This window comes from Streptococcus lutetiensis, from assembly GCF_900475675.1.
Classification (GTDB): domain Bacteria; phylum Bacillota; class Bacilli; order Lactobacillales; family Streptococcaceae; genus Streptococcus; species Streptococcus lutetiensis.
The window spans coordinates 1,148,638-1,171,812 of record NZ_LS483403.1 but is presented as its reverse complement, the minus strand read 5'-3'; the positions used below and the strand labels follow the sequence as shown (position 1 = coordinate 1,171,812).

Annotated in this window: 20 protein-coding genes and 1 CRISPR repeat array; of the genes, 17 read left to right on the top strand and 3 right to left on the bottom strand. The window is 36.0% G+C overall.

The window, feature by feature from the left end; all coding sequences use genetic code 11:
* Positions 1 to 89: 89 nt before the first annotated feature.
* A complete protein-coding gene (locus DQN23_RS05925) occupies positions 90 to 1,214 on the top strand; it encodes a glycerate kinase (RefSeq protein WP_111712916.1) in 1,125 nt (374 codons plus the stop codon).
* On the opposite strand, the gene DQN23_RS05920 is transcribed toward DQN23_RS05925, so the two are convergent.
* Positions 1,201 to 1,650, bottom strand: coding sequence for a YueI family protein (locus DQN23_RS05920; RefSeq protein WP_043895073.1), 450 nt, complete (start codon positions 1,648 to 1,650; stop codon positions 1,201 to 1,203). The two genes, DQN23_RS05925 and DQN23_RS05920, sit on opposite strands and share 14 nt — an antisense overlap.
* Before the next feature lie 206 nt (positions 1,651 to 1,856).
* Between DQN23_RS05920 and eno the strand changes: the two genes are divergently transcribed.
* Complete coding sequence (gene eno, locus DQN23_RS05915; protein ID WP_020917075.1) at positions 1,857 to 3,155, top strand: surface-displayed alpha-enolase; 1,299 nt, start codon at positions 1,857 to 1,859, stop codon at positions 3,153 to 3,155.
* Positions 3,156 to 3,318: 163 nt separating this feature from the next.
* Here the strand turns inward: eno and gatD are convergent, their stop codons facing one another.
* Positions 3,319 to 4,107 carry a lipid II isoglutaminyl synthase subunit GatD gene (gene gatD, locus DQN23_RS05910; RefSeq protein WP_111712915.1) on the bottom strand — a complete coding sequence of 263 codons (789 nt, stop codon included), beginning with the start codon at positions 4,105 to 4,107 and terminating at the stop codon, positions 3,319 to 3,321.
* A gap of 1 nt (position 4,108) precedes the next feature.
* On the bottom strand, positions 4,109 to 5,452 hold the full coding sequence (gene murT, locus DQN23_RS05905) for a lipid II isoglutaminyl synthase subunit MurT (protein WP_020917073.1): 1,344 nt from the start codon (positions 5,450 to 5,452) through the stop codon (positions 4,109 to 4,111).
* 105 nt (positions 5,453 to 5,557) lie between these two features.
* Between murT and cdaA the strand changes: the two genes are divergently transcribed.
* From cdaA to lepA, 15 genes are all read left to right on the top strand, one after another.
* Positions 5,558 to 6,406, top strand: a complete 849-nt coding sequence (gene cdaA / locus DQN23_RS05900) for a diadenylate cyclase CdaA (RefSeq protein WP_111712914.1) — start codon at positions 5,558 to 5,560, stop codon at positions 6,404 to 6,406.
* Positions 6,403 to 7,359, top strand: coding sequence for a CdaR family protein (locus DQN23_RS05895; protein WP_020917071.1), 957 nt, complete (start codon positions 6,403 to 6,405; stop codon positions 7,357 to 7,359). Before cdaA ends, DQN23_RS05895 begins: the two co-directional genes overlap by 4 nt.
* 108 nt (positions 7,360 to 7,467) lie before the next feature.
* The gene (glmM, locus tag DQN23_RS05890) at positions 7,468 to 8,820 is read left to right on the top strand and encodes a phosphoglucosamine mutase (RefSeq protein ID WP_020917070.1); all 1,353 of its coding nucleotides are present in this window, start codon (positions 7,468 to 7,470) and stop codon (positions 8,818 to 8,820) included.
* 93 nt (positions 8,821 to 8,913) lie between these two features.
* The gene (gene hemW, locus DQN23_RS05885; RefSeq protein ID WP_111712913.1) at positions 8,914 to 10,044 is read left to right on the top strand and encodes a radical SAM family heme chaperone HemW; all 1,131 of its coding nucleotides are present in this window, start codon (positions 8,914 to 8,916) and stop codon (positions 10,042 to 10,044) included.
* Between the two features lie 5 nt (positions 10,045 to 10,049).
* Positions 10,050 to 10,778 carry an acyl-ACP thioesterase domain-containing protein gene (locus DQN23_RS05880; protein WP_020917068.1) on the top strand — a complete coding sequence of 243 codons (729 nt, stop codon included), beginning with the start codon at positions 10,050 to 10,052 and terminating at the stop codon, positions 10,776 to 10,778.
* 97 nt (positions 10,779 to 10,875) lie between these two features.
* Entirely contained in the window at positions 10,876 to 11,649 is a 774-nt protein-coding gene (locus tag DQN23_RS05875; RefSeq protein WP_111712912.1) for a TIGR01457 family HAD-type hydrolase, read from the top strand.
* Positions 11,639 to 12,298 carry a TIGR01906 family membrane protein gene (locus tag DQN23_RS05870; RefSeq protein ID WP_111712911.1) on the top strand — a complete coding sequence of 220 codons (660 nt, stop codon included), beginning with the start codon at positions 11,639 to 11,641 and terminating at the stop codon, positions 12,296 to 12,298. Before DQN23_RS05875 ends, DQN23_RS05870 begins: the two co-directional genes overlap by 11 nt.
* Complete coding sequence (locus DQN23_RS05865) at positions 12,295 to 12,465, top strand: NADH-quinone oxidoreductase subunit L (protein ID WP_082661531.1); 171 nt, start codon at positions 12,295 to 12,297, stop codon at positions 12,463 to 12,465. The genes DQN23_RS05870 and DQN23_RS05865 overlap by 4 nt, the downstream gene beginning before the upstream one ends.
* Positions 12,466 to 12,486: 21 nt before the next feature.
* Positions 12,487 to 12,651: a type II toxin-antitoxin system HicB family antitoxin gene (locus tag DQN23_RS09040; protein WP_118100785.1), complete on the top strand. Its 165-nt coding sequence runs from the start codon at positions 12,487 to 12,489 to the stop codon at positions 12,649 to 12,651.
* Positions 12,652 to 12,768: 117 nt separating this feature from the next.
* Positions 12,769 to 13,185 (top strand): nucleoside-diphosphate kinase, encoded by a 417-nt coding sequence (ndk, locus tag DQN23_RS05860; protein ID WP_058814079.1) that lies wholly within the window; start codon positions 12,769 to 12,771, stop codon positions 13,183 to 13,185.
* Positions 13,186 to 13,289: 104 nt separating this feature from the next.
* Entirely contained in the window at positions 13,290 to 16,679 is a 3,390-nt protein-coding gene (gene cas9 / locus DQN23_RS05855) for a type II CRISPR RNA-guided endonuclease Cas9 (protein ID WP_111712910.1), read from the top strand.
* 171 nt (positions 16,680 to 16,850) lie between these two features.
* On the top strand, positions 16,851 to 17,762 hold the full coding sequence (gene cas1 / locus DQN23_RS05850; RefSeq protein ID WP_043878432.1) for a type II CRISPR-associated endonuclease Cas1: 912 nt from the start codon (positions 16,851 to 16,853) through the stop codon (positions 17,760 to 17,762).
* 1 nt (position 17,763) lies between these two features.
* Positions 17,764 to 18,087, top strand: a complete 324-nt coding sequence (gene cas2, locus DQN23_RS05845; protein WP_006532624.1) for a CRISPR-associated endonuclease Cas2 — start codon at positions 17,764 to 17,766, stop codon at positions 18,085 to 18,087.
* A complete protein-coding gene (gene csn2-St / locus DQN23_RS05840; protein ID WP_111712909.1) occupies positions 18,084 to 19,133 on the top strand; it encodes a CRISPR-associated protein Csn2-St in 1,050 nt (349 codons plus the stop codon). The genes cas2 and csn2-St overlap by 4 nt, the downstream gene beginning before the upstream one ends.
* Positions 19,134 to 19,195: 62 nt before the next feature.
* Positions 19,196 to 20,943: direct repeats of the CRISPR family, unit length 36 nt; unit sequence GTTTTTGTACTCTCAAGATTTAAGTAACCGTAAAAC.
* Between the two features lie 290 nt (positions 20,944 to 21,233).
* Positions 21,234 to 23,069, top strand: a complete 1,836-nt coding sequence (lepA, locus tag DQN23_RS05835; RefSeq protein ID WP_058814076.1) for a translation elongation factor 4 — start codon at positions 21,234 to 21,236, stop codon at positions 23,067 to 23,069.
* Positions 23,070 to 23,175: the final 106 nt, after the last annotated feature.

Sequence of the window (23,175 nt, the reverse complement as noted above, 5' to 3'; positions counted from 1 at the left end):
GAGTTTTGCTTTGTATTAATGTTTTTGTAACCTCTTTCCTTTAAAAAATTATATAATAGTTATAAGAAATGTAAGGGGGAGTTGGTACTATGCATATATTAATTGCACCTGATTCATTTAAGGAAAGTTTGTCAGCACTTGAAGTTGCAAAAGCTGTTCAAAAAGGTTTTCGAAAAGCTATGCCAAATGCGACTTTTGATGTCATGCCTGTTGGTGACGGTGGTGAAGGAACTTTGGAAGCTTTGACAGGCGGTCTTCATTTAAAACGTGAAAGCCATACGGTTACTGGCGCGTTTGGTCAACCAGTCGAAGCCCATTATGCGACTAATGGTCGTTTGGCCGTTTTTGAAATGGCAGACATTTGTGGTTTGGAAAAAGTGCCAATGAATCAGCGTAGCCCATTAACCCTTACGACAAAAGGTGTTGGTGAAATGATTGGTCACTTGGTTGATCTTGGTGTTGAAGAAATCATGATTGGTGTTGGAGGCAGTTCAACCAATGATGGTGGTCTGGGAATGGCGGCAGGTCTTGGCTATCGTTTCTTTGACAAAACAGGTCATGAAGTCGAAGCGATAGGTGAACACCTTGGTGATATTAGCATGGTTTCTTATGAAAGCTGTCGTTGGGATTTATCTCAAATTAAGGTGACAGTTATCACTGACGTGACAAATCCTCTATGTGGTCCAAATGGGGCAACCTATATTTTTGGAGAACAAAAAGGGCTTGCAAAAGAGGAATTTGCAAGCATTGATAAAGATATGGAAAGATTTTACCAAACTTTCTTCCCAGCTGTTTTAGATTTGGCTGGAGCGGGAGCAGGTGGCGGAATGGCAGCAGGTCTAGCAGCATTTGCAGGAGGTCAAATCATTTCTGGTATTGATGCTGTTCTTGATATGCTTGATTTTGACCGACGTGTTCAGAAAGCTGATATTGTTGTTGTCGGTGAAGGGCGCATGGATAAGCAAAGTCTTTCAGGTAAAGCTCCCGTTGGTCTAGCACAACGCACACCTCGTGGTAAATTAGTCATTGCCATCTGTGGTAGCCTCAAAGATGATTTACCAAGTTTCCCAATTTCTAACATTCAAGCAGCTTTTCCGATAATTGCTGACGCTGATACGTTGGAAAATACTCTAGATAAAGCTGAGCAAAATCTGGAACGCACTGCGCAAAACATCGGAAATTTACTAAGCTTTACTAGATTTAATCCTTGTTAAATAATTTTGACCAGAAGCCTTTTTTAGGGGCTTCTTTTGTTTTTTCTGGAGTAGTCGGAAATTGTTCGGATAATGAAGGGTTAGCTACGTTTTCAGCTTTAGTTGAATGAACGATAATGCCATAAGGTGATTGAGCATTCTTTTCATCAACAATCGTTGCTTGAATGTTTTGTTTTTGAGCAATTTTCATGTAAAACATTTGATTGGAAGCAGAGAGCTTAGGAGAAATTTTAACTAATATTGTGTCGTGTTGTTTAGCTAATTGTCCTAAAATATCACTAAAACGATTTTTAACCTCTTCTAAACGGCTGTCTTCAAGAGAAATTGATAAGACAACGCGTTCGGCAAAAGTTCCAAAATAAAGACGTTGTTCATCTGGATTTAAGCGTTTTTCGCCTGTTGCAGCTTGTAAAACTTTATTTTCTAAATCAGTCATAGCAGGGCCCTCCATATATTCTTATAATAATTATAAGTTAAATTTACCAAACTGTCAGTTTTGGGCTGTTTTGTTATTGAAAATTGTGAAAAGCCATGAAAGTTGGTAGCGATTTTCAAAATTTCTTGTTTTTATTTGCTTAAGCGCCGATATTATGGTATTATTTTAGTGTAAAAATATTAAAAACTCATAAGGAGAGTAACATAATGTCAATTATTACTGATGTTTACGCTCGCGAAGTCCTTGACTCACGCGGTAACCCAACACTTGAAGTAGAAGTTTACACAGAATCAGGCGCATTTGGTCGTGGTATGGTTCCTTCAGGAGCTTCTACTGGTGAACACGAAGCAGTTGAACTTCGTGACGGAGACAAATCTCGTTACAACGGTCTTGGTACTCAAAAAGCTGTTGACAACGTTAACAACATCATTGCTGAAGCAATCATCGGTTTCGATGTTCGTGATCAACAAGCTATCGACCGTGCTATGATCGCTCTTGACGGTACTCCAAACAAAGGTAAACTCGGTGCAAATGCTATCCTTGGTGTTTCTATTGCCGTAGCTCGTGCAGCAGCTGACTACCTTGAAGTTCCACTTTACAGCTACCTTGGTGGTTTCAACACTAAAGTTCTTCCAACTCCAATGATGAACATCATCAACGGTGGTTCTCACTCAGACGCTCCAATCGCTTTCCAAGAATTCATGATCGTACCTGCTGGCGCACCTACATTCAAAGAAGCTCTTCGTTGGGGTGCTGAAATCTTCCACACACTTAAGAAAATCCTTAAAGAACGTGGTCTTGAAACAGCTGTTGGTGACGAAGGTGGTTTCGCTCCTAAATTTGAAGGAACTGAAGACGCTGTAGAAACAATCATCAAAGCTATCGAAACTGCTGGTTACAAACCAGGTGAAGATGTATTCCTTGGATTTGACTGTGCTTCATCAGAATTCTACGATAACGGAATCTATGACTACACTAAATTCGAAGGTGAAGGTGCTGCTAAACGTACTGCTGCAGAACAAGTCGACTACATCGAAGAATTGGTTAACAAATACCCAATCATCACTATCGAAGATGCAATGGACGAAAACGACTGGGACGGATGGAAAGAACTTACTAAACGTCTTGGTAAACGCATTCAATTGGTTGGTGATGACTTCTTCGTAACAAACACTTCATACCTTGCACGTGGTATCAAAGAAGAAGCTGCTAACTCAATCCTTATCAAAGTTAACCAAATCGGTACTTTGACTGAAACATTCGAAGCTATCGAAATGGCTAAAGAAGCTGGTTACACTGCAGTTGTATCACACCGTTCAGGTGAAACTGAAGATTCAACAATTGCTGACATCGCAGTTGCAACTAACGCTGGTCAAATTAAAACTGGTTCACTTTCACGTACTGACCGTATCGCTAAATACAACCAATTGCTTCGTATCGAAGACCAACTTGGTGAAGTAGCTGAATACCGTGGATTGAAATCATTCTACAACTTGAAAAAATAATCTCTGATTATATCAAGTTAAAAACCTTAGCTTAGGCTAAGGTTTTTTGTACTTTTAAAAAGTATATTGACATCGTTGTTGATAAGTTAATTTGGTTGAGTGAACACAAAAGTGATTATAAAAATGCCTGAAGAAATTTTCTTTAAGCATTTTTTGTAAAATCTTATTTTTCAAATTCAGCCTTGCTCTTAGTATCGGTATACTCTTCGGCAACTTCTTTTGAAAGAATATCGCTATAACTTGGTAGTGCAATACTAGAACCATATTTGTTTTTCAAGGCCGTGGTTACGAGGCGATAAACCAAGTTGGCATTACGTGAAAGAATTGGTCCGTGGAAGTAGCTACCATAGACGTTTTTGTAGTGAACGCCTTCAGTACCGTCTTCTTTATTATTGCCATTTCCGTAAACACATGTTCCAAGTGGTTTTTCATCTTCTGAAAGGAAAGTACGTCCTTGGTGATTTTCAAAACCGTAATATGTTTCGTTAAATTCATCATTGTGAATTTTGATATCACCGATAAAACGATTATTATTTTGACTAAGGGTGTAGTGTCCCATAACCCCAAGACCATCGATTTTTTCCCCGTTTGCTTGGACGTAGTATTGACCTAGAAGTTGAAAACCACCACAGATTGCAAGCATGACTTTGTCTTTGTTGATGAAATCAGCGATAGCTTCTTTTTTACTTGGCAGGTCTTTAGCGACGATTGATTGTTCGTAATCTTGTCCGCCACCAAAGAAAGCCATATCATAGTAATTGGCATCAAAGCTATCACCAAGTGATACGATTTCAAAGGTCATTTTAGCACCTAGTTTTTCACCGACGTATTTCATCATGAGAATATTACCGTTGTCACCATAGGTATTCATAAGGTTTCCGTAAAGGTGAGCAACGTTTAATTCGTATTGATAATCTTTATTTGCAGGAGATTGTAGTGATGTATAAGTCATTTTAGTTCATCTCCTTTCCAACAGCGTGACGACTTGCCAAGATTTCGCGGAATTGAAGCATAGCAGTGTAAGTAGCTAGGATGTAAGCATGATCAGTTGACTGAGCTTCAATCAAGGCCATAATATCTTCTAGGCTTTCAGCTTCCGTAATTTTGTCTTCGTCATAACCAGTCACACGTAAGCGACGAGCAATTTCAGAGTGGCGCACGCCTCCAGCAAAGGCTTGTGGAATATCCATGTCTAAGATAGATTCAAAGTTAGCATCCCAAATCCAGCTAGTATCAATTCCGTCAGCGTAGTTGGCATTGAGTAGAACTGATAGTGTAAATGGATATGGAGCCAATTTAATCATATCAAGAGCTTGGCTAGCACCAACTGGGTTTTTGATAAGAACCAAAGTACAAGACTTATCACCGATTTTGAAGGTTTCTTGACGTCCAAAGACTGCACGGCTCTTGTCAAAACCAGCTTTGATTTTTTCAGGAGAAACTCCAAAGAACTCAGCTACAGACACGGCTGCAAGGGCGTTATAGATATTGTAAAGACCACCAACGTTAATCTTGTAGTCTTGCCCATCGATGACAAATTCAGATGTAGTGTTTGTGATTTTTGTCAAGTCTGTCAAAGCATAATCAAGTTTTGGACGGTGGAAACTGCAATTTTCACAAACGTAATCACCAAGGTTAGCGTAAGTGTTAAGTTTGTATTTCAAGATGTTTTGGCATTGTGGGCACAAGATACCTTCAGTGTTGTAGTGAGCTAATTCTGGTACATGCTTTTCAGTATCAAAACCATAGTATTTGACTGGATTAATGACGTTTGTTGAATTGAAGAGTGGGCTGTCTCCATTAGCTAGGATAGTTGCATTTGGGGCTTTTGCTGCACCATCCAAAATCATTTGATAAGTTGTATAGATTTCACCATAACGGTCCATTTGGTCACGAAAAATATTTGTGAAGACAAAAAGACTTGGAGTGATGTATTCTGTGATTTTTGGAAGGCTAGCTTCATCAATTTCTAGCACAGCGATTTTTTTACCAGATTTAGCTCTTTTAGCTGTCAAGAAAGTTGATGTGATTCCGGTAATCATGTTGGCACCACTTGGGTTTGTCACGATTTCACCGAAAGCCTCACGCAAAATGCCTACTGTCAAAGCAGTTGTGAGGGTTTTACCATTTGTACCAGTGACAACAACAATCTCATAATCTTTGGCAATCGTATCTAAAATATCTTTGTCGAATTTGAGGGCGATTTTTCCAGGCAAGGTTGAGCCACGTCCCATTTTTGAAAGAATGGCGTGAGTTGCTTTACCAGCTGTAATTCCCATTAATGTGTTTACTTTCATAGGAATATTGTACCACAAAAAGGAGTATTCGAATAAAGAAAATTTGTTTTAAAAGTGGTATAATGGAAAGGTAGTTTTATTTAGTTAGAGAAAAGAGATGTATGTATGAGTAATATAGCGGCTATTGATGCCAAATTCTGGGCAACTTTAGTTGAAAATCCATGGACTATTGTTGTTCATTTACTAGATATTTTAATCGTAGCATATTTTATTTATCGTTTAATAAAAGCTTTAGCGGGCACGAAGATTATGTCCTTGATCCAAGGTGTTGTCTTCTTCATCATTTTGAAATTTGTCGCTGAGTGGATTGGTTTTACAACTATCACTTATTTGATGAATCAAGTTATCACATATGGTGTTATCGCGTGTGTTGTTATCTTTGCTCCTGAGATTCGTTCTGGTCTTGAAAAATTTGGTCGTTCGACGCAAGTTTTTTCACAAACGCAACAAGTTAGTGACGAAGAAAAATTAGTTGAAGCCTTGGTAAAATCAGTTGCTTACATGAGCCCTCGTAAAATTGGTGCTTTGATTTCTATCGAGCGCACGCAAACATTGCAAGAGTATATTTCTACAGGGATTCCTTTGGATGCTGATATTTCAAGTCAGTTGTTGATTAATATTTTTATTCCAAACACTCCTTTGCATGATGGTGCGGTAATCATTAGTGGTAACAAAATTGCGACAGCTTGTTCTTACCTTCCTTTGTCTGAGTCAATGGCCATTTCAAAAGAATTCGGAACACGTCACCGCGCAGCTATTGGTCTTTCAGAAAACTCAGATGCCTTGACTATTGTTGTTTCAGAAGAAACTGGTGGGGTTTCCATCACTTCAAAAGGTGAATTTTTGCATGATTTGACAAAAGAAAATTTTGAAGCTATTCTTCGCACACATTTAATTACAAAAGTTAAGGAAAAAGACCACTGGTATCAAAAATTTTGGAGGAAGAAAAAATGAAAAAGTTTTTCAATAGTCAATTCTGGTTGGTTATTGTGTCTATTATCTTTTCTATTCTCCTATTTTTGACTGCCACAACAAGTAACTATACGCATGTTGGGTCGCAGGTATCTGGAGCAACAGAGACTTTTACCCACACCCTAACAAATGTCCCTATCGATATCAAATACGATAGTGATAAGTATTTTATCAGTGGTTATTCTTATGAAACAGAAGTTTATTTAACATCAATCAACCGTGTTAAATTGGACTCTGAAATTAATAATGACACGAGAAGTTTCAAGGTTGTTGCTGACTTGTCAAACTTGGGTGAAGGCACTCAAACAGTGCCTCTTAAGGTGACTAATTTGCCATCAGGTGTTACAGCGACAGCTTCACCGAATAATATCTCTGTGACTATTGGCAAAAAGAAAACCAAGACCTTTGATGTTCAAGGCGTCATTGACGATAATCAAATCGCCAAAGACTATGAGCTGAAGAAAGTGTCAACAGACATATCTGAAGTTGAAGTCACAAGTGCAGAATCAATCATTGACCAAATCGATCATGTGGTTGCTAAACTACCCGAAAATGAAGTTCTAAACGACAATTACAATGGACGAGTTGCCTTGCAAGCCGTTGCCTCAGATGGTACAATTCTCGCTAGTGCCATCAACCCGTCAAAAGCTCGACTTGAAGTGACAGTTAAGAAATTGACCAAAACCGTACCAGTGACTGTTAAGATGACTGGGAAAATGAATGATAAGCTATCAAATATCTCTTATAGCCTCAGTCAAAATCAGGTGACGATTACTGGTAGTCAAGATGCCCTTAACGCTGTTAACGAGGTGGTTGCTAATGTCGATGTTTCAAATATGACAAAAGATACCAATTTGAGTGTCAACTTAACAGCAGATAATGTAGCAGTAGAGCCTTCTGTAGTGACGGTACAGTTGACAGTGACAAAAAAATAGTTCATAATAGCTAGGACTATATATTAAAGAATACTGGGCAAGTAAGTTTCTTGTCCTTAGGAAAAGAATATTAGTAATGGAGGAAGCGAATTTTTCGCTAAAAAAATAATGGGAAAATATTTTGGAACAGATGGTGTTCGTGGAGAAGCAAATGTTGAGTTGACCCCTGAATTAGCTTTCAAATTAGGACGCTTTGGTGGCTATGTTCTTAGTCAGCATGAAACAGGACGTCCAAAAGTATTTGTAGCACGCGATACTCGAATTTCAGGTGAAATGCTTGAATCAGCTTTGGTAGCTGGACTTCTTTCAGTTGGTATTGAAGTTTACAAACTTGGTGTTTTAGCAACTCCAGGTGTTTCATACCTTGTCCGTACTGAAAAAGCTAGCGCTGGTGTTATGATTTCTGCTAGTCACAACCCTGCTCAAGATAATGGTATTAAATTCTTCGGTGGTGATGGATTCAAATTAGCTGATGATCAAGAATTGGAAATTGAAGCTCTCCTTGATGCACCAGAAGATACCCTTCCACGCCCTTCAGCAGACGGTTTGGGAACACTTGTTGATTATCCAGAAGGTCTTCGTAAATACGAAAAATTCCTTGTATCAACAGGTATTAGCCTAGAAGGAATGAAAGTTGCTCTTGATACAGCAAACGGTTCAGCATCTGTATCTGCACGTGATATTTTCCTAGATCTTGATGCTGATATTACAGTTATCGGTGAAAATCCAGATGGTCTTAACATCAATGATGGTGTAGGATCAACACACCCAGAACAATTGCAAGAACTTGTTAAAGAATCAGGTGCTGCAGTTGGTCTTGCATTTGATGGTGATAGCGACCGTTTAATTGCCGTTGATGAAAATGGTGAAATCGTTGATGGTGACAAAGTTATGTACATCATTGGTAAATACCTTTCTGAACGTGGACAATTGGCTCACAACACAATCGTAACAACTGTTATGTCAAACCTTGGTTTCCACAAAGCACTTGACCGCGAAGGTATCAATAAAGCTATCACAGCTGTTGGTGACCGTTACGTTGTTGAAGAAATGCGTAAATCAGGCTTTAACCTTGGTGGTGAACAATCAGGTCACGTGATTATCATGGATTACAACACCACTGGTGATGGTCAATTGACTGGTATCCAATTGGTAAAAGTCATGAAAGAAACTGGTAAACCACTTTCTGAATTGGCTGCTGAAGTTACAATTTACCCACAAAAATTGGTTAACATTCGTGTTGAAAACAGCATGAAGAGCAAAGCCATGGAGGTTCCAGCTATCGCAGAAATCATCAGCAAAATGGAAGAAGAAATGAATGGAAACGGTCGTATTTTGGTTCGACCAAGTGGTACTGAACCACTTCTTCGCGTTATGGCTGAAGCGCCAACTGATGAAGAAGTTGACTACTATGTAAATACTATTGCTGACGTTGTTCGTAACGAAATCGGTATCGACTAAATTCAATAAAAAAGAAAAGGTTTGGGTGTTAGGCTCAGACCTTTTTGTGTTTATTTCATTGGTTATCTTTCTTAAAAATGTTATAATAGCGTCATGCTAACAAAACCAACATCAGCTTATGTACATATACCATTTTGTACGCAAATTTGTTATTATTGTGATTTCTCAAAAGTATTCATCAAAAATCAGCCTGTTGATGCTTATTTACAGGCTCTTATTCGTGAATTTGAATCATATGATATCAAAAAATTGCGTACTTTATATATTGGAGGCGGCACTCCAACCTCAATTACCGCAGAGCAATTGGAGTATTTATTGACGAATTTAACAAAGCATTTGGATTTAAGTATTTTGGAAGAATTCACTATCGAAGCAAATCCAGGTGATTTGACTGAAGATAAGATTGAAGTGCTGAAAAATTCAGCTGTTAACCGTGTTTCACTTGGTGTTCAGACTTTTAATGATAAGCATTTGAAACAAATTGGACGTAGTCACAATGAAGCTCAGATTTATTCAACGATTTCGAATTTGAAAAAAGCTGGTTTTCATAACATTTCAATTGACTTGATTTATGCCCTTCCTGGTCAGACCATGGAAGATGTCAAGGAAAATGTGGCTAAGGCGATTGCTCTAGATATTCCACATTTGAGTTTATATAGCTTGATTCTGGAACATCACACGGTTTTCATGAATAAAATGCGTCGCGGTAAATTACAATTACCTAAAGAAGACTTGGAAGCGAAGATGTTTGAATATATTATTTCTGAGCTGGGAGCTAATGGCTTTGAGCACTATGAAATTTCAAACTTCACTAAACCAGGTTTTGAAAGTCGTCACAATTTGATGTACTGGGATAATGCTGAGTACTTCGGTGTGGGTGCAGGTGCTTCTGGTTATCTAAATGGTGTTCGTTACCGTAATCGTGGTCCAATTCAGCACTATCTTAAGGCAGTTGCCGAGGGTAATGCTAGATTATCAGAAGAAGTTTTAACAAAAGATGAAATGATGGAAGAAGAATTGTTCTTAGGATTACGCAAAAAATCAGGTGTGTCTATTGCTAGATTTGAAGAAAAATTCGGCTTGTCTTTTGAAGACCGTTATGGTCAAATCGTGAGAGAACTTTGTGAACAAGGGCTTTTAGTACCAGATGACAAGGTGATTCGCATGACCAAAAAAGGACTGTTTTTGGGAGACACAGTCGCAGAGAGATTTATATTGGAGTAAAAAAGATGGGATTAAGTTATCGAGAAAAATATCAAGTACCTTTTTATGAAAGTGATATTAATCAAAATATGAAATTATCACAGCTCTTATCGCTTGTTTTGCAAGTTTCTGGCAAGCAATCGTTAAGTCTTGGAATGAGTGACGAGTATGTTTTTCAAACTTATAACCTTGTCTGGATTATCACAGAATATGCGATTGAAATTGATCGTTTGCCAAGATACACTGAAAACATCGTGATTGAGACGGTACCAACAGCTTATAATAAACTCTTTTGTTACCGTGATTTTAATGTTTACGGTCAAGATGGTGAGAAGATTTTGACCATTCATTCAACTTTTGTTTTGATGGATTATGACACACGAAAAGTTCACCCTGTCGTTGATGACATTGTCGATGTTTACCAAGTTGAAAAAGTGAAGAAAATCTATCGTGGACCTCGTTATGAAGGTTTGGAAAATCCAGAAGAAACTCTCTATCACGTGCGTTTCTTCGACCTTGATTTGAATGGTCATGTCAATAACAGCAAATACCTTGAATGGATGTATGATGTTTTAGACGTTAACTTTTTGGAAAAATACATTCCACACCACATTAACTTGAAATATGTGAAGGAAGTTCAATATGGTCATGACATCAAGTCACGTGTTGAACGTATTGGCTTGACAACCAAACATGAAATTGTCACACAAGGTGCCCTTCGAGCTCAAGCACGCATAGAATGGAAAGCAAAATAAAAGCTCTGCTATTTTTAAAGTAACTAAGAAAAGAAGTAAGAGTAGTGACCTTTTAACTGTATCAGAAAGGTCATTTACTATTTATATTGGAGGAAAAATGACTTATAAAGGCTATTTAATCGACTTGGATGGAACTATTTACAAAGGAAAAAATCGTATTCCAGCAGGGGAACGTTTTATTCAAAGACTTCAAGAAAGAAATATTCCTTACGTTTTAGTAACGAATAATTCAACTCGTACACCTGAAAAAGTTCAAGAAATGTTGTCAACTCAGTTCAACGTTCACACCCCACTTGAAACAATCTACACAGCAACAATGGCGACGATTGATTACATGAACGATTTGAATCGTGGTAAAACGGTTTACGTGATTGGTGAAACTGGTTTGAAAACAGCGATTGCTGAGGCGGGTTATGTAGAAGACACTGAAAATCCAGCTTATGTCGTTGTTGGTCTTGATAATGATTTGACTTATGAAAAATTAGCAGTAGCGACATTAGCTATCCAAAAAGGTGCTGTCTTTATCGGAACAAATCCAGATTTGAACATTCCTACTGAACGTGGCTTGATGCCAGGTGCGGGCGCTATTAACAAATTATTGGAAGCAGCCACTCGCGTGCAACCAGTCTTTATTGGAAAACCAAATGCTATTATCATGAATAAAGCTCTTGATGTTCTTGGAGTTAAACGTGAAGAAGCTATTATGGTTGGTGACAATTATCTGACAGATATTATGGCGGGAATTCAAAATGATATTGCAACGCTTCTTGTCACAACTGGATTTACTAAGCCTGAAGAAGTCCCAACTTTCCCGGTAAAACCTAATCACGTTCTTGCTAGCCTTGATGATTGGAACTTTGATGAAAACTAAATCTTGGACTTTTAGTACTTGGCTGTGGCTGCTATCTTTAGCAGTCCTTGTAGCTATTTATGGCGCGTGGTTGATTTATCCACTAGAGATTGACTGGCTAAAACTGAGCCTCCAAGTGACTATCACAAAAGATGAACTTTTGAAAAATTTTAACATCTTGATGACTTATCTGACAAATCCCTTGTCACACAGACTTGTCATGCCAGATTTTCACTCATCAGCTAGTGGACTCAAGCATTTTCATGATGTTAAACACCTTTTTCACTTAGCACAAGCTGTCTTTGTGATTTTGCTATATCCTTCTTGGTGCTTTTTGAAAAATAGCAGAGCTGAAAAGTCACTTTTTCTTCATCAGAGAGCTTTTACCTTAGCTGCAATTTTACCGATTATCATTGCAGTAGCAGGGCTTTTGATTGGTTTTGACCAATTCTTTACTCTCTTTCATGAAGCCTTATTTCCTGGTGATAGCAGTTGGCTTTTTAACCCAGCGACTGACCCAGTTATATGGGTTTTACCAGAAGAATACTTCATGCATTGCTTTATCATTTTCTTTGTAGCTTATGAAGCGATGATGCTAAGTTTAGTCGCAATAGCTCGTAAGCAATTAAATCATCACCTAAAAAATAACGAGAGAAAGGATGAAAAATGACATTTGTATGGTACTTTTGGCTACTGTTTGCAGTAGCGTGGATATTTGCCATCACATTTTGGGTAAAATCCTCTAACATTTCGCAAAAATGCCTGCGCATCACCTATGTCATCTGCGGCATCATCGCCTTTCTCCTCCCCTTCTTCTGGGGCTGGTTGGTGAGTTAAGCAGTAATAAGGAGAAGTACAATGATTAAAATTTATCCAGTTATTTTTCACACTGAAACTAATGGAAGTTATTGGGGAGAATTTCCTGATTTTGCTGGTGGAACTCAGGATGATAACTTGGAAGAAGCTAAAAGAAATGCTAAGGAGTTTTTATCAGGAGTGCATGTGGAATTTGTGGAAGTTTAACTTTTCAAATTCTAACTAAAAATTTAGTGAAAATGTCTTTCAACGTTTTTCAAAAACTTTCTTTTATGGTAAAATTGAAAGTGAATTTATTTTAGTTAGATAGGTTGGATTGTTTACATGGAAAAAACTTTCTTTATGATTAAACCAGATGGTGTGAAACGCGGTCTTGTTGGTGAAGTATTGCACCGTATCGAACGTCGTGGTTTCAAAATTGAAAAATTGGAAATGCGTATGGCAACTCCAGAATTGCTAGAAAAACACTACGAAGACTTAGTTGACCGTCCATTTTTCCCATTAATCGTAGACTTTATGACAAGTGGTCCAGTGATTGCTGGTGTTATGTCAGGTGAAGAAGTGATTTCTTCTTGGCGTACAATGATGGGAGCAACAAACCCTAAAGAAGCTCTTCCTGGAACAATCCGCGGTGACTATGCACAAGCACCCGCAGAAGGAGCAGCAACATTTAACATCGTTCACGGTTCAGATTCACCAGAATCAGTTGAACGTGAAATTGCCCTTTGGTTTGGGGAATAATTTGATAGTTTAGTAGCTGACAAGCGCTTAATGGTGCTTGTTTTTTAGTTTTCAAAAGAGTAAAATGTAAGGGATTACTTAATATTAGAGAAGAAGGAAAAACTATGAGTAATGGAAAAATTTTAGGCTTGGATATTGGTGTAGCTTCCGTTGGTGTTGGTATTATTGATGCAAAAACAGGAAATGTAATACATGCCAATTCGCGTTTATTTTCTGCTGCAAATGCTGAAAATAATGCTGAAAGGAGAGGTTTTCGCGGTGCAAGACGTTTAACCCGTCGTAAAAAACATCGTGTAAAACGTGTTCGTGATTTATTTGAAAAATATGATATTTCAACTGATTTTAGAAATCTAAATTTAAATCCGTACGAACTTCGTGTTAAAGGGTTAACGGAACAATTAACAAATGAAGAATTGTTTGCTGCTTTGCGTACAATTGCAAAAAGACGCGGCATTTCATATCTTGATGATGCAGAAGATGATTCAACAGGTAGTTCAGATTATGCAAAATCTATTGATGAGAATCGTCGTTTGTTGAAAACTAAAACTCCAGGTCAAATTCAATTAGAACGATTGGAAAAATATGGTCAATTACGTGGAAACTTCACAGTGTATGATGAAAATGGTGAAGCTCATAGACTAATTAACGTTTTCTCTACTTCTGATTATAAGAATGAAGCACGTAAAATTTTAGAAACTCAATCAAACTATAATAAACAAATTACAGATGAGTTTATTGAAGACTATATTGAAATCCTAACTCAAAAAAGAAAATATTACCATGGGCCAGGTAACGAAAAATCTCGTACAGATTACGGACGTTTTCGTACAGATGGAACAACCTTGGAGAATATCTTTGGAATTTTGATTGGAAAATGTAGTTTTTATCCTGAAGAATACCGTGCTTCTAAAGCTTCATATACTGCGCAAGAGTTTAACTTTTTAAATGATTTAAATAATTTAAAAGTTCCTACTGAAACTGGTAAATTGTCTACTGAGCAGAAAGAGTATTTAGTAGATTTTGCTAAGAAATCAAAAGCACTCGGTGCTTCTAAATTATTAAAAGAAATTGCGAAGATAGTAGATTGTAGTGTAGATGATATTAAGGGCTATCGAGTAGATAATAAAGATAAGCCAGATTTGCATACTTTTGAGCCTTATCGTAAGTTAAAATTTAATTTAAGTTCAATTGATATTGATGAACTATCAAGAGAAACATTAGATAAACTGGCAGATATTTTAACGCTTAATACAGAGCGTGAGGGTATTGAAGATACTATCAAACGCAATCTTCCAAGTCAATTTACCGAAGAACAAATTTCTGAAATTGTCCAAATTAGGAAAAATCAAAGTTCAGCATTCAATAAAGGTTGGCATAGCTTTTCAGCTAAATTGATGAATGAATTAATCCCTGAACTGTATGTAACATCTGAAGAACAGATGACAATTTTGACAAGACTAGAAAAATTCAAGGTTAATAAAAAATCATCAAAAAATACAAAAACAATTGATGAAAAAGAAATAACAGATGAAATTTATAATCCTGTTGTAGCAAAATCAGTTCGACAAACAATTAAAATCATTAATGCGGCTGTTAAGAAATATGGCGATTTTGATAAGATTGTTATCGAGATGCCACGAGATAAGAATGCTGAAGATGAGAAGAAATTTATTGATAAAAAGGAAAAAGAAAATAAAAAAGAAAAAGATGATTCTTTAAAACGAGCAGCTTTTCTTTATAATGGTACTGATAACTTACCTGATGGCGTTTTTCATGGCAATAAAGAGTTAAAAACTAAAATTCGCCTTTGGTATCAACAAGGTGAGCGTTGTTTATATTCTGGTAAGCTAATTTCTATTCATGATTTAGTGCATAATTCAAATAAGTTTGAGATTGATCATATTTTGCCTTTATCACTTTCTTTTGATGATAGTTTAGCTAATAAGGTTTTAGTGTATGCTTGGACTAACCAAGAGAAGGGACAAAAAACTCCTTATCAAGTTATTGATTCTATGGATGCGGCATGGTCATTTAGAGAAATGAAAGATTATGTCTTAAAACAAAAAAGGCTTGGTAAGAAAAAACGTGAATATCTTTTAACAACAGAAAATATCGATAAAATCGAAGTTAAAAAGAAATTTATCGAACGTAATCTTGTGGACACTCGTTATGCTTCACGAGTAGTGCTTAATAGTCTTCAAACAGCATTAAAAGAGTTGGGGAAAGATACTAAAGTTTCTGTTGTCAGAGGTCAGTTTACATCACAGCTCCGCCGAAAATGGAATATTGATAAATCGCGCGAAACATACCACCATCATGCTGTTGATGCTTTAATTATTGCTGCTTCAAGTCAATTGAAATTGTGGCAAAAACAAGAAAATCCGATGTTTGAGAGCTATGGTGAAAATCAAGTGGTGAATAAAGAGACTGGTGAAATTTTAAGTATCTCTGATGATAAATATAAAGAATTAGTTTTCCAACCACCTTATCAAGGATTTGTAAATACGATTTCAAGTAAAGGATTTGAGGATGAAATTTTATTCTCTTATCAAGTTGATTCAAAATTTAATCGTAAAGTCTCTGATGCTACTATTTACTCAACACGAAAAGCTAAACTTGGAAAAGATAAAAAAGATGAAACTTATGTTTTAGGGAAGATAAAAGATATCTACAGTCAAGATGGTTTTGATACTTTTATTAAAAGATATAAAAAAGATAAAACACAATTCTTGATGTATCAAAAAGATCCTCTAACTTGGGAAAATGTTATTGAAGTTATTCTCAGAGATTATCCAAGTGAAAAACTTTCCGAAGATGGTAAAAAAACTGTAAAATGCAATCCTTTTGAAGAGTATCGTAGAGAAAATGGCTTAATCTGTAAATACAGTAAAAAAGGAAATGGAACACCAATTAAGTCTCTTAAGTATTATGATAAAAAATTAGGAAATTGTATTGATATAACACCTGAAAAATCTAAAAATAGAGTTGTATTGAGACAAATTTCTCCATGGCGAGCTGATATTTACTTTAATCTAGAGACTTTAAAATATGAACTGATGGGATTGAAATATTCTGATTTAAGTTTTGAAAAAGGAACTGGTAAGTATCATATCTCACAAGAAAAGTATGATGCGATAAGGGAAAAAGAAGGTATCGGCAAAAAATCAGAATTTAAGTTTACTCTTTACCGAAATGATTTGATTTTAATCAAAGATACTCTAAATAATTGTGAAAGGATGTTAAGATTCGGCTCAAAAAATGATACATCTAAGCACTATGTGGAATTAAAACCATTAGAAAAAGGAACTTTTGATTCTGAGGAAGAAATTTTACCAGTTTTGGGAAAAGTTGCAAAAAGTGGACAGTTTATTAAAGGTTTAAATAAACCTAACATATCAATCTATAAAGTTCGAACAGATGTTCTTGGTAATAAATTCTTTATTAAAAAAGAAGGTGATAAACCTAAGTTAGATTTTAAAAATAATAACAAATAATTGAAATTTGGGGTTGCAATTTTTATGTAAACGCTATATAATAGTTTTTGCAAGGGACGTCTTGCACGGTTACTTAAATCTTGCAGAGCCTACAAAGATAAGGCTTCATGCCGAATTCAAGCACCCCATGTTTACATGGGGTGCTTTTCGTTGTGTAAAAAGGAGAGTATGATGACTTGGAGAGTTGTGCATGTCAATCAAAGTGAAAAAATGCATTTGAAATTGGATAATATTGTTATAAAAAAGCAAGGTGAAGAATATACGATACCGTTAAGTGATATTTCAATCATTGTCGCTGAAGGTGGAGATACAGTAGTAACTCTTCGTTTGCTTAGTGCTTTGAGCAAATTCAATATTGCTCTTATTGTTTGTGATAATGAACACTTACCGACAGGTATTTATCATGCACCGAATGGACATTCTAGGGCTTATAAGAGATTGCAAAAGCAGTTAGAGTGGAGTCAGGAGCAAAAAGATAAGCTTTGGCAAATTGTAACCTATTTTAAAATTAATAACCAACAAGACGTATTATCTCTATTTGAAAGAGATATCGATGCAATCCAATTGTTAGCTGACTATAAAGATCACATTGAGCTAGGGGATAAGACTAATCGTGAAGGACATGCGGCTAAAGTTTATTTTAATGAGCTTTTTGGTAAAAAGTTTACGCGCGTGACACAGCAGGAAGCTGATGTGATTAATGCTGGACTAAATTATGGATATGCAATTTTAAGAGCACAGATGGCTAGGATTGTTGAGGGATACGGTCTAAATCCTTTAGTTGGTATCTTTCATAAAAATGAATATAATCAATTTAACTTAGTAGATGATTTAATGGAGCCATTTAGACAAATCGTTGATGTTTGGGTTTATCAAAATTTGCGAGATAAAGAATATTTAAAATATGAATATCGCTTGGCTTTAACAAATTTATTAAATGCTAAGATTAAGTATGGTAATGAGAATTGTACGGTGACTGGAGCTATGGATAAATATGTTCAAGGTTTTATAAAATGTATTGACAAGAAAGATACTAGTAAGTTTTTCTGTCCGGTGGTTTCTAGTCTAGAATTGGAGTCTTAAGATGAGGTATGCTGCAATGAGATTATTATGTTTTTTTGATTTACCGATGGAAACTGCACAAGAAAAAAGAACTTATCGAAATTTTAGAAAAGAGTTAATTGCTAATGGTTTTGAAATGTTGCAGTTTTCTGTTTATTATCGTACATGCCCAAATCGGAGTTTTGCTAATAAGTTTTATAAAAGATTGCAACAAAGTAATTTACCAGCAGGTAATGTGCGACTTTTGGCTGTAACTGAAAAACAGTTTTCGGAAATGACTTTGATTGTTGGAGGTAAAACGAAACAAGAAGAAGTTGTTAGTGATAATAAATTGGTGGTTATATGAGATTACATTTTACGCATCCTTTTAAAGATAATCTTGATATTCATTTTGGACAATTTACACAAATTATTGGTCAAAATCAGCAATTAAAATATTATATGTGGCAATTATTTATATGGTATTTTGACGGCAAAAAATATTCAGAAGAAGATTTATCGTTGTTTAACCAAGAAGAACCAGAAATCTTATGTGAAGGAAAAAGTTTAAAAAGAAATGATTTTAGTATTATTTCAATTTCTGATATTAAAGATTTACTTGAACAGATGTCTTATAAAAAAGGTACAGTGGCCTTTGATTTTATGAAAATAAATCTAGATACAGTTGATGTTATGGAAGAAATCGATGAAATCAATGATAAATTAGAAAAAGTTTCTTTGACTGTTAATCAAGCTCTAGACTTATCGATTAAAGATGTAACTTATCATACAGAGAGTTGTATGGTTACGGCTGAACACTTATTGAGTAAGTATTTTCAACCATATTTTAAATATCAAGACAAAAATATTGCTTTTGAATTTGTTGATAACGAGATTAAGGTAATGTTTTTACTCAAAATGTTAAGTGAAAAATTATCCAATGATACTAGTAACATTCTTCTGATTTTTAAGAATATGGATGATTACCTTGATTATGCCTCATTTATAAGAATTTGTCAGGTTATCACAAGAATGGCTGATGAGTTTCCAAATTTTTATTGTACGATTTTTCCGTCAAACGAAAGCTACTTGTATGTGACTAAAGAAACAATAGAAAATATTACCATTGTTTCAGATTATATTGAATCTTTGTTTGATCTTGATTTTATGTATGAAAGGTTTGTTGGAAGATATCCATCCAACAATGTACCAACAAAAAAAGAATTTTTAATTCTTTTACAGAAGAATGCAAGTTATTTATTTAGTGAGCAAATTTCATATGTGAGTTTAGGAATTTCGGATATGGTAGCTATCAAGATACTAAATAGTTTATATCACTATGATAAGTCAGTTAAATATCCAATTTCAGAGATAAATCAGCTTGAAATAAGCTTTCTTAAGGATAAAGATTGACTTTTAGGCTCAATGAAATTATAATTCTTGTAGAGTATAAAGACCCAAAATGACGATTTGAGGTTTTTGTACTCTCAAGATTTAAGTAACCGTAAAACTGACTTGTTATAAATTTGAACACCCGTTGGGTTTTTGTACTCTCAAGATTTAAGTAACCGTAAAACAGAAGTATTTTGTATCGACTGCTATGAGTGGTTTTTGTACTCTCAAGATTTAAGTAACCGTAAAACTCAAAGGGATTGTTAATATTGCTGGTGACCGTTTTTGTACTCTCAAGATTTAAGTAACCGTAAAACAGATGACTCTTTCCAACGCCTGGACGACCTTGTTTTTGTACTCTCAAGATTTAAGTAACCGTAAAACCTTCGACTTGGATAGCGGCAATATCACATTGTTTTTGTACTCTCAAGATTTAAGTAACCGTAAAACTAACGCTAGATGAATTAAGTAAAGAGCTAAGTTTTTGTACTCTCAAGATTTAAGTAACCGTAAAACATAATCACGTCAAAAGCAGCCCAAATCGCTGTTTTTGTACTCTCAAGATTTAAGTAACCGTAAAACTGAAAGTGGCATGTTAGATGATTATTAGAGGTTTTTGTACTCTCAAGATTTAAGTAACCGTAAAACCGACTTCGGTGGACCGAAGAACGCAATCGGGTTTTTGTACTCTCAAGATTTAAGTAACCGTAAAACCAAAACAGTTTAGAGATGACGTTAAAACGGGTTTTTGTACTCTCAAGATTTAAGTAACCGTAAAACGAGTTTCAAACAATATGGCTAATAAACTGAGTTTTTGTACTCTCAAGATTTAAGTAACCGTAAAACCTAGCGTGTTTGTTCCTGTACCTGAAAAGAGTTTTTGTACTCTCAAGATTTAAGTAACCGTAAAACAATAAGGCCTTGTGGATGGCTTGTAATCGTGTTTTTGTACTCTCAAGATTTAAGTAACCGTAAAACTTATTCCGGCAGGGGAGATAGAACCTATTGTTTTTGTACTCTCAAGATTTAAGTAACCGTAAAACTTATTCCGGCAGGGGAGATAGAACCTATTGTTTTTGTACTCTCAAGATTTAAGTAACCGTAAAACGTACAAGTGAGCGACAAGTTCGAATGTATAGTTTTTGTACTCTCAAGATTTAAGTAACCGTAAAACCATTGCTGTCACGGAGCTGACAATAATTGTGTTTTTGTACTCTCAAGATTTAAGTAACCGTAAAACTTCGGTTATCAGCGAGCCGTACAAAGAGTTGTTTTTGTACTCTCAAGATTTAAGTAACCGTAAAACCCGATGAAACAACCATTATTTTTAAACCAGTTTTTGTACTCTCAAGATTTAAGTAACCGTAAAACACATTGATATAACAACCTTTCTAAGCATTGTTTTTGTACTCTCAAGATTTAAGTAACCGTAAAACGGGGGCAAGGATTTGTAAGAGTGAATAGCTGTTTTTGTACTCTCAAGATTTAAGTAACCGTAAAACTAATACTGCAAGCTAAACCATACAGGCCTGTTTTTATACTCTCAAGATTTAAGTAACCGTAAAACCTGGTATAGCTCAATACGCTGAATTCTTTTGTTTTTGTACTCTCAAGATTTAAGTAACCGTAAAACATAACTATCGCAGCAAACAAGAACGCTTGTGTTTTTGTACTCTCAAGATTTAAGTAACCGTAAAACAGTCGTCTTCTTCACGATTGAGCTAGGAATGTTTTTGTACTCTCAAGATTTAAGTAACCGTAAAACCTTAGATTTGTCACATGCAGGCTTGCAAGAGTTTTTGTACTCTCAAGATTTAAGTAACCGTAAAACAAAAAATTAAAAACAAAATAGAAAGAGGACGTTTTTGTACTCTCAAGATTTACAACACCAAAACCCCACCTAGTTCGTCACTGGGTGGGGTAATCTATGTGGGTCATAGGTTTGCAGAATTGAGTTTTTATTACCTTTGATTAATAATAACGCTTTCTGCAAAAATTGTAAAATGATTTGCGGTAGCTGATTTTAGCGATATTTATCGTGCCTAGAAAACTTTTTATAGCACCAGTGGTGTTTATTTGTTATAATAGAAATAATGAATAATTGTATAGGATTATAGATAGATGGATATTCAAGAATTAAAAAAACGACAAGAAAAGATTCGCAATTTCTCAATTATTGCGCATATTGACCACGGAAAGTCAACTTTGGCTGACCGTATTTTGGAAAAAACTGAAACTGTCTCTAGTCGTGAAATGCAAGCTCAACTCTTGGATAGTATGGATTTGGAACGTGAACGTGGTATCACAATCAAATTGAATGCGATTGAGTTGAATTACACAGCTAAAGATGGTGAAACTTACATTTTCCACTTGATTGACACACCAGGGCACGTTGACTTTTCATATGAAGTGTCTCGTTCACTTGCAGCCTGTGAAGGTGCTATTTTGGTTGTCGATGCGGCACAAGGTATCGAAGCTCAAACACTTGCCAATGTGTATTTAGCACTTGATAATGACTTGGAAATCTTGCCAGTTATCAATAAAATCGATTTGCCAGCTGCTGACCCTGAACGTGTTCGTCAAGAAATCGAAGATGTTATCGGACTTGATGCATCAGAAGCAGTACTTGCTTCAGCAAAAGCTGGTATCGGGATTGAAGAAATCCTTGAGCAAATCGTTGAGTACGTGCCAGCGCCAGCAGGTGATATTGAAGCACCACTTCAAGCACTTATCTTTGACTCAGTTTACGATGCTTATCGTGGGGTTATTCTTCAAGTTCGTATCGTCAATGGTATGGTAAAACCTGGCGATACTATCCAGTTGATGTCTAATGGTAAAACATTTGATGTCACTGAAGTGGGTATCTTCACACCAAAAGCAGTGGGTCGTGATTTCCTAGCAACTGGTGATGTTGGTTATATCGCAGCATCCATTAAGACTGTAGCGGACACTCGTGTCGGTGATACGGTTACTCTTGCGGATAACCCAGCAGAAGCACCACTTCACGGTTATAAACAAATGAACCCAATGGTGTTTGCTGGTCTTTACCCAATCGAATCAAACAAATACAACGACCTTCGTGAAGCTCTTGAAAAACTTCAATTGAACGATGCTAGTCTTCAATTTGAACCAGAAACGTCACAAGCGCTTGGTTTTGGTTTCCGTTGTGGTTTCTTGGGACTTCTTCACATGGATGTTATCCAAGAACGTTTGGAACGTGAATTTAACATTGATTTGATTATGACAGCACCATCCGTTGTTTACCATGTTAATACGACCGATGGCGACATGCTTGAAGTATCAAACCCTTCTGAATTCCCAGACCCAACTAAGGTTGCAAGCATCGAAGAACCATACGTTAAAGCACAAATCATGGTTCCACAAGAATTTGTCGGAGCTGTTATGGAACTTGCGCAACGCAAACGTGGTGATTTTGTCACAATGGATTACATCGATGAAAATCGTGTGAATGTCATTTACCAAATTCCGCTTGCTGAAATTGTCTTTGATTTCTTTGATAAATTGAAATCATCAACACGTGGTTATGCAAGCTTTGATTACGAAATTTCAGAATACCGCAAATCTAAATTGGTTAAAATGGATATTCTGCTTAACGGAGATAAAGTCGATGCGCTTAGCTTCATCGTTCACAATGAATTTGCCTATGAACGTGGTAAATTAATCGTTGAAAAATTGAAGAAAATCATTCCACGTCAACAATTCGAAGTGCCAATTCAAGCAGCTATCGGTCAAAAAATCGTGGCTCGTTCAGATATTAAAGCCCTTCGTAAAAACGTTTTGGCTAAATGTTATGGTGGTGACGTTTCTCGTAAACGTAAATTGCTTGAAAAACAAAAAGCAGGTAAAAAACGTATGAAAGCTATCGGTTCTGTTGAAGTGCCACAAGAAGCCTTCCTGTCAGTACTTTCAATGGATGATGAAAGTAGTAAAAAATAAACTATTAAACAGCTGAATTTTCAGCTGTTTTTCTACTTATTTCAGCCATAAAAAGAGAATAACTAGAGAGTTGTGCAAATTTTCAGTATTTTTATGGTACAATAGA

Coding starts and splice junctions, on each gene's coding strand:
- hemW (WP_111712913.1), top strand. CDS start 8,914: ATGCTAACAAAACCAACATCAGCTTATGTACATATACCATTTTGTACG.
- DQN23_RS05880 (WP_020917068.1), top strand. CDS start 10,050: ATGGGATTAAGTTATCGAGAAAAATATCAAGTACCTTTTTATGAAAGT.
- DQN23_RS05870 (WP_111712911.1), top strand. CDS start 11,639: ATGAAAACTAAATCTTGGACTTTTAGTACTTGGCTGTGGCTGCTATCT.
- eno (WP_020917075.1), top strand. CDS start 1,857: ATGTCAATTATTACTGATGTTTACGCTCGCGAAGTCCTTGACTCACGC.
- cas2 (WP_006532624.1), top strand. CDS start 17,764: ATGAGGTATGCTGCAATGAGATTATTATGTTTTTTTGATTTACCGATG.
- DQN23_RS09040 (WP_118100785.1), top strand. CDS start 12,487: ATGATTAAAATTTATCCAGTTATTTTTCACACTGAAACTAATGGAAGT.
- cas9 (WP_111712910.1), top strand. CDS start 13,290: ATGAGTAATGGAAAAATTTTAGGCTTGGATATTGGTGTAGCTTCCGTT.
- glmM (WP_020917070.1), top strand. CDS start 7,468: ATGGGAAAATATTTTGGAACAGATGGTGTTCGTGGAGAAGCAAATGTT.
- DQN23_RS05865 (WP_082661531.1), top strand. CDS start 12,295: ATGACATTTGTATGGTACTTTTGGCTACTGTTTGCAGTAGCGTGGATA.
- lepA (WP_058814076.1), top strand. CDS start 21,234: ATGGATATTCAAGAATTAAAAAAACGACAAGAAAAGATTCGCAATTTC.
- DQN23_RS05895 (WP_020917071.1), top strand. CDS start 6,403: ATGAAAAAGTTTTTCAATAGTCAATTCTGGTTGGTTATTGTGTCTATT.
- DQN23_RS05875 (WP_111712912.1), top strand. CDS start 10,876: ATGACTTATAAAGGCTATTTAATCGACTTGGATGGAACTATTTACAAA.
- cas1 (WP_043878432.1), top strand. CDS start 16,851: ATGACTTGGAGAGTTGTGCATGTCAATCAAAGTGAAAAAATGCATTTG.
- DQN23_RS05920 (WP_043895073.1), bottom strand. CDS start 1,650: ATGACTGATTTAGAAAATAAAGTTTTACAAGCTGCAACAGGCGAAAAA.
- csn2-St (WP_111712909.1), top strand. CDS start 18,084: ATGAGATTACATTTTACGCATCCTTTTAAAGATAATCTTGATATTCAT.
- gatD (WP_111712915.1), bottom strand. CDS start 4,107: ATGACTTATACATCACTACAATCTCCTGCAAATAAAGATTATCAATAC.
- cdaA (WP_111712914.1), top strand. CDS start 5,558: ATGAGTAATATAGCGGCTATTGATGCCAAATTCTGGGCAACTTTAGTT.
- DQN23_RS05925 (WP_111712916.1), top strand. CDS start 90: ATGCATATATTAATTGCACCTGATTCATTTAAGGAAAGTTTGTCAGCA.
- murT (WP_020917073.1), bottom strand. CDS start 5,452: ATGAAAGTAAACACATTAATGGGAATTACAGCTGGTAAAGCAACTCAC.
- ndk (WP_058814079.1), top strand. CDS start 12,769: ATGGAAAAAACTTTCTTTATGATTAAACCAGATGGTGTGAAACGCGGT.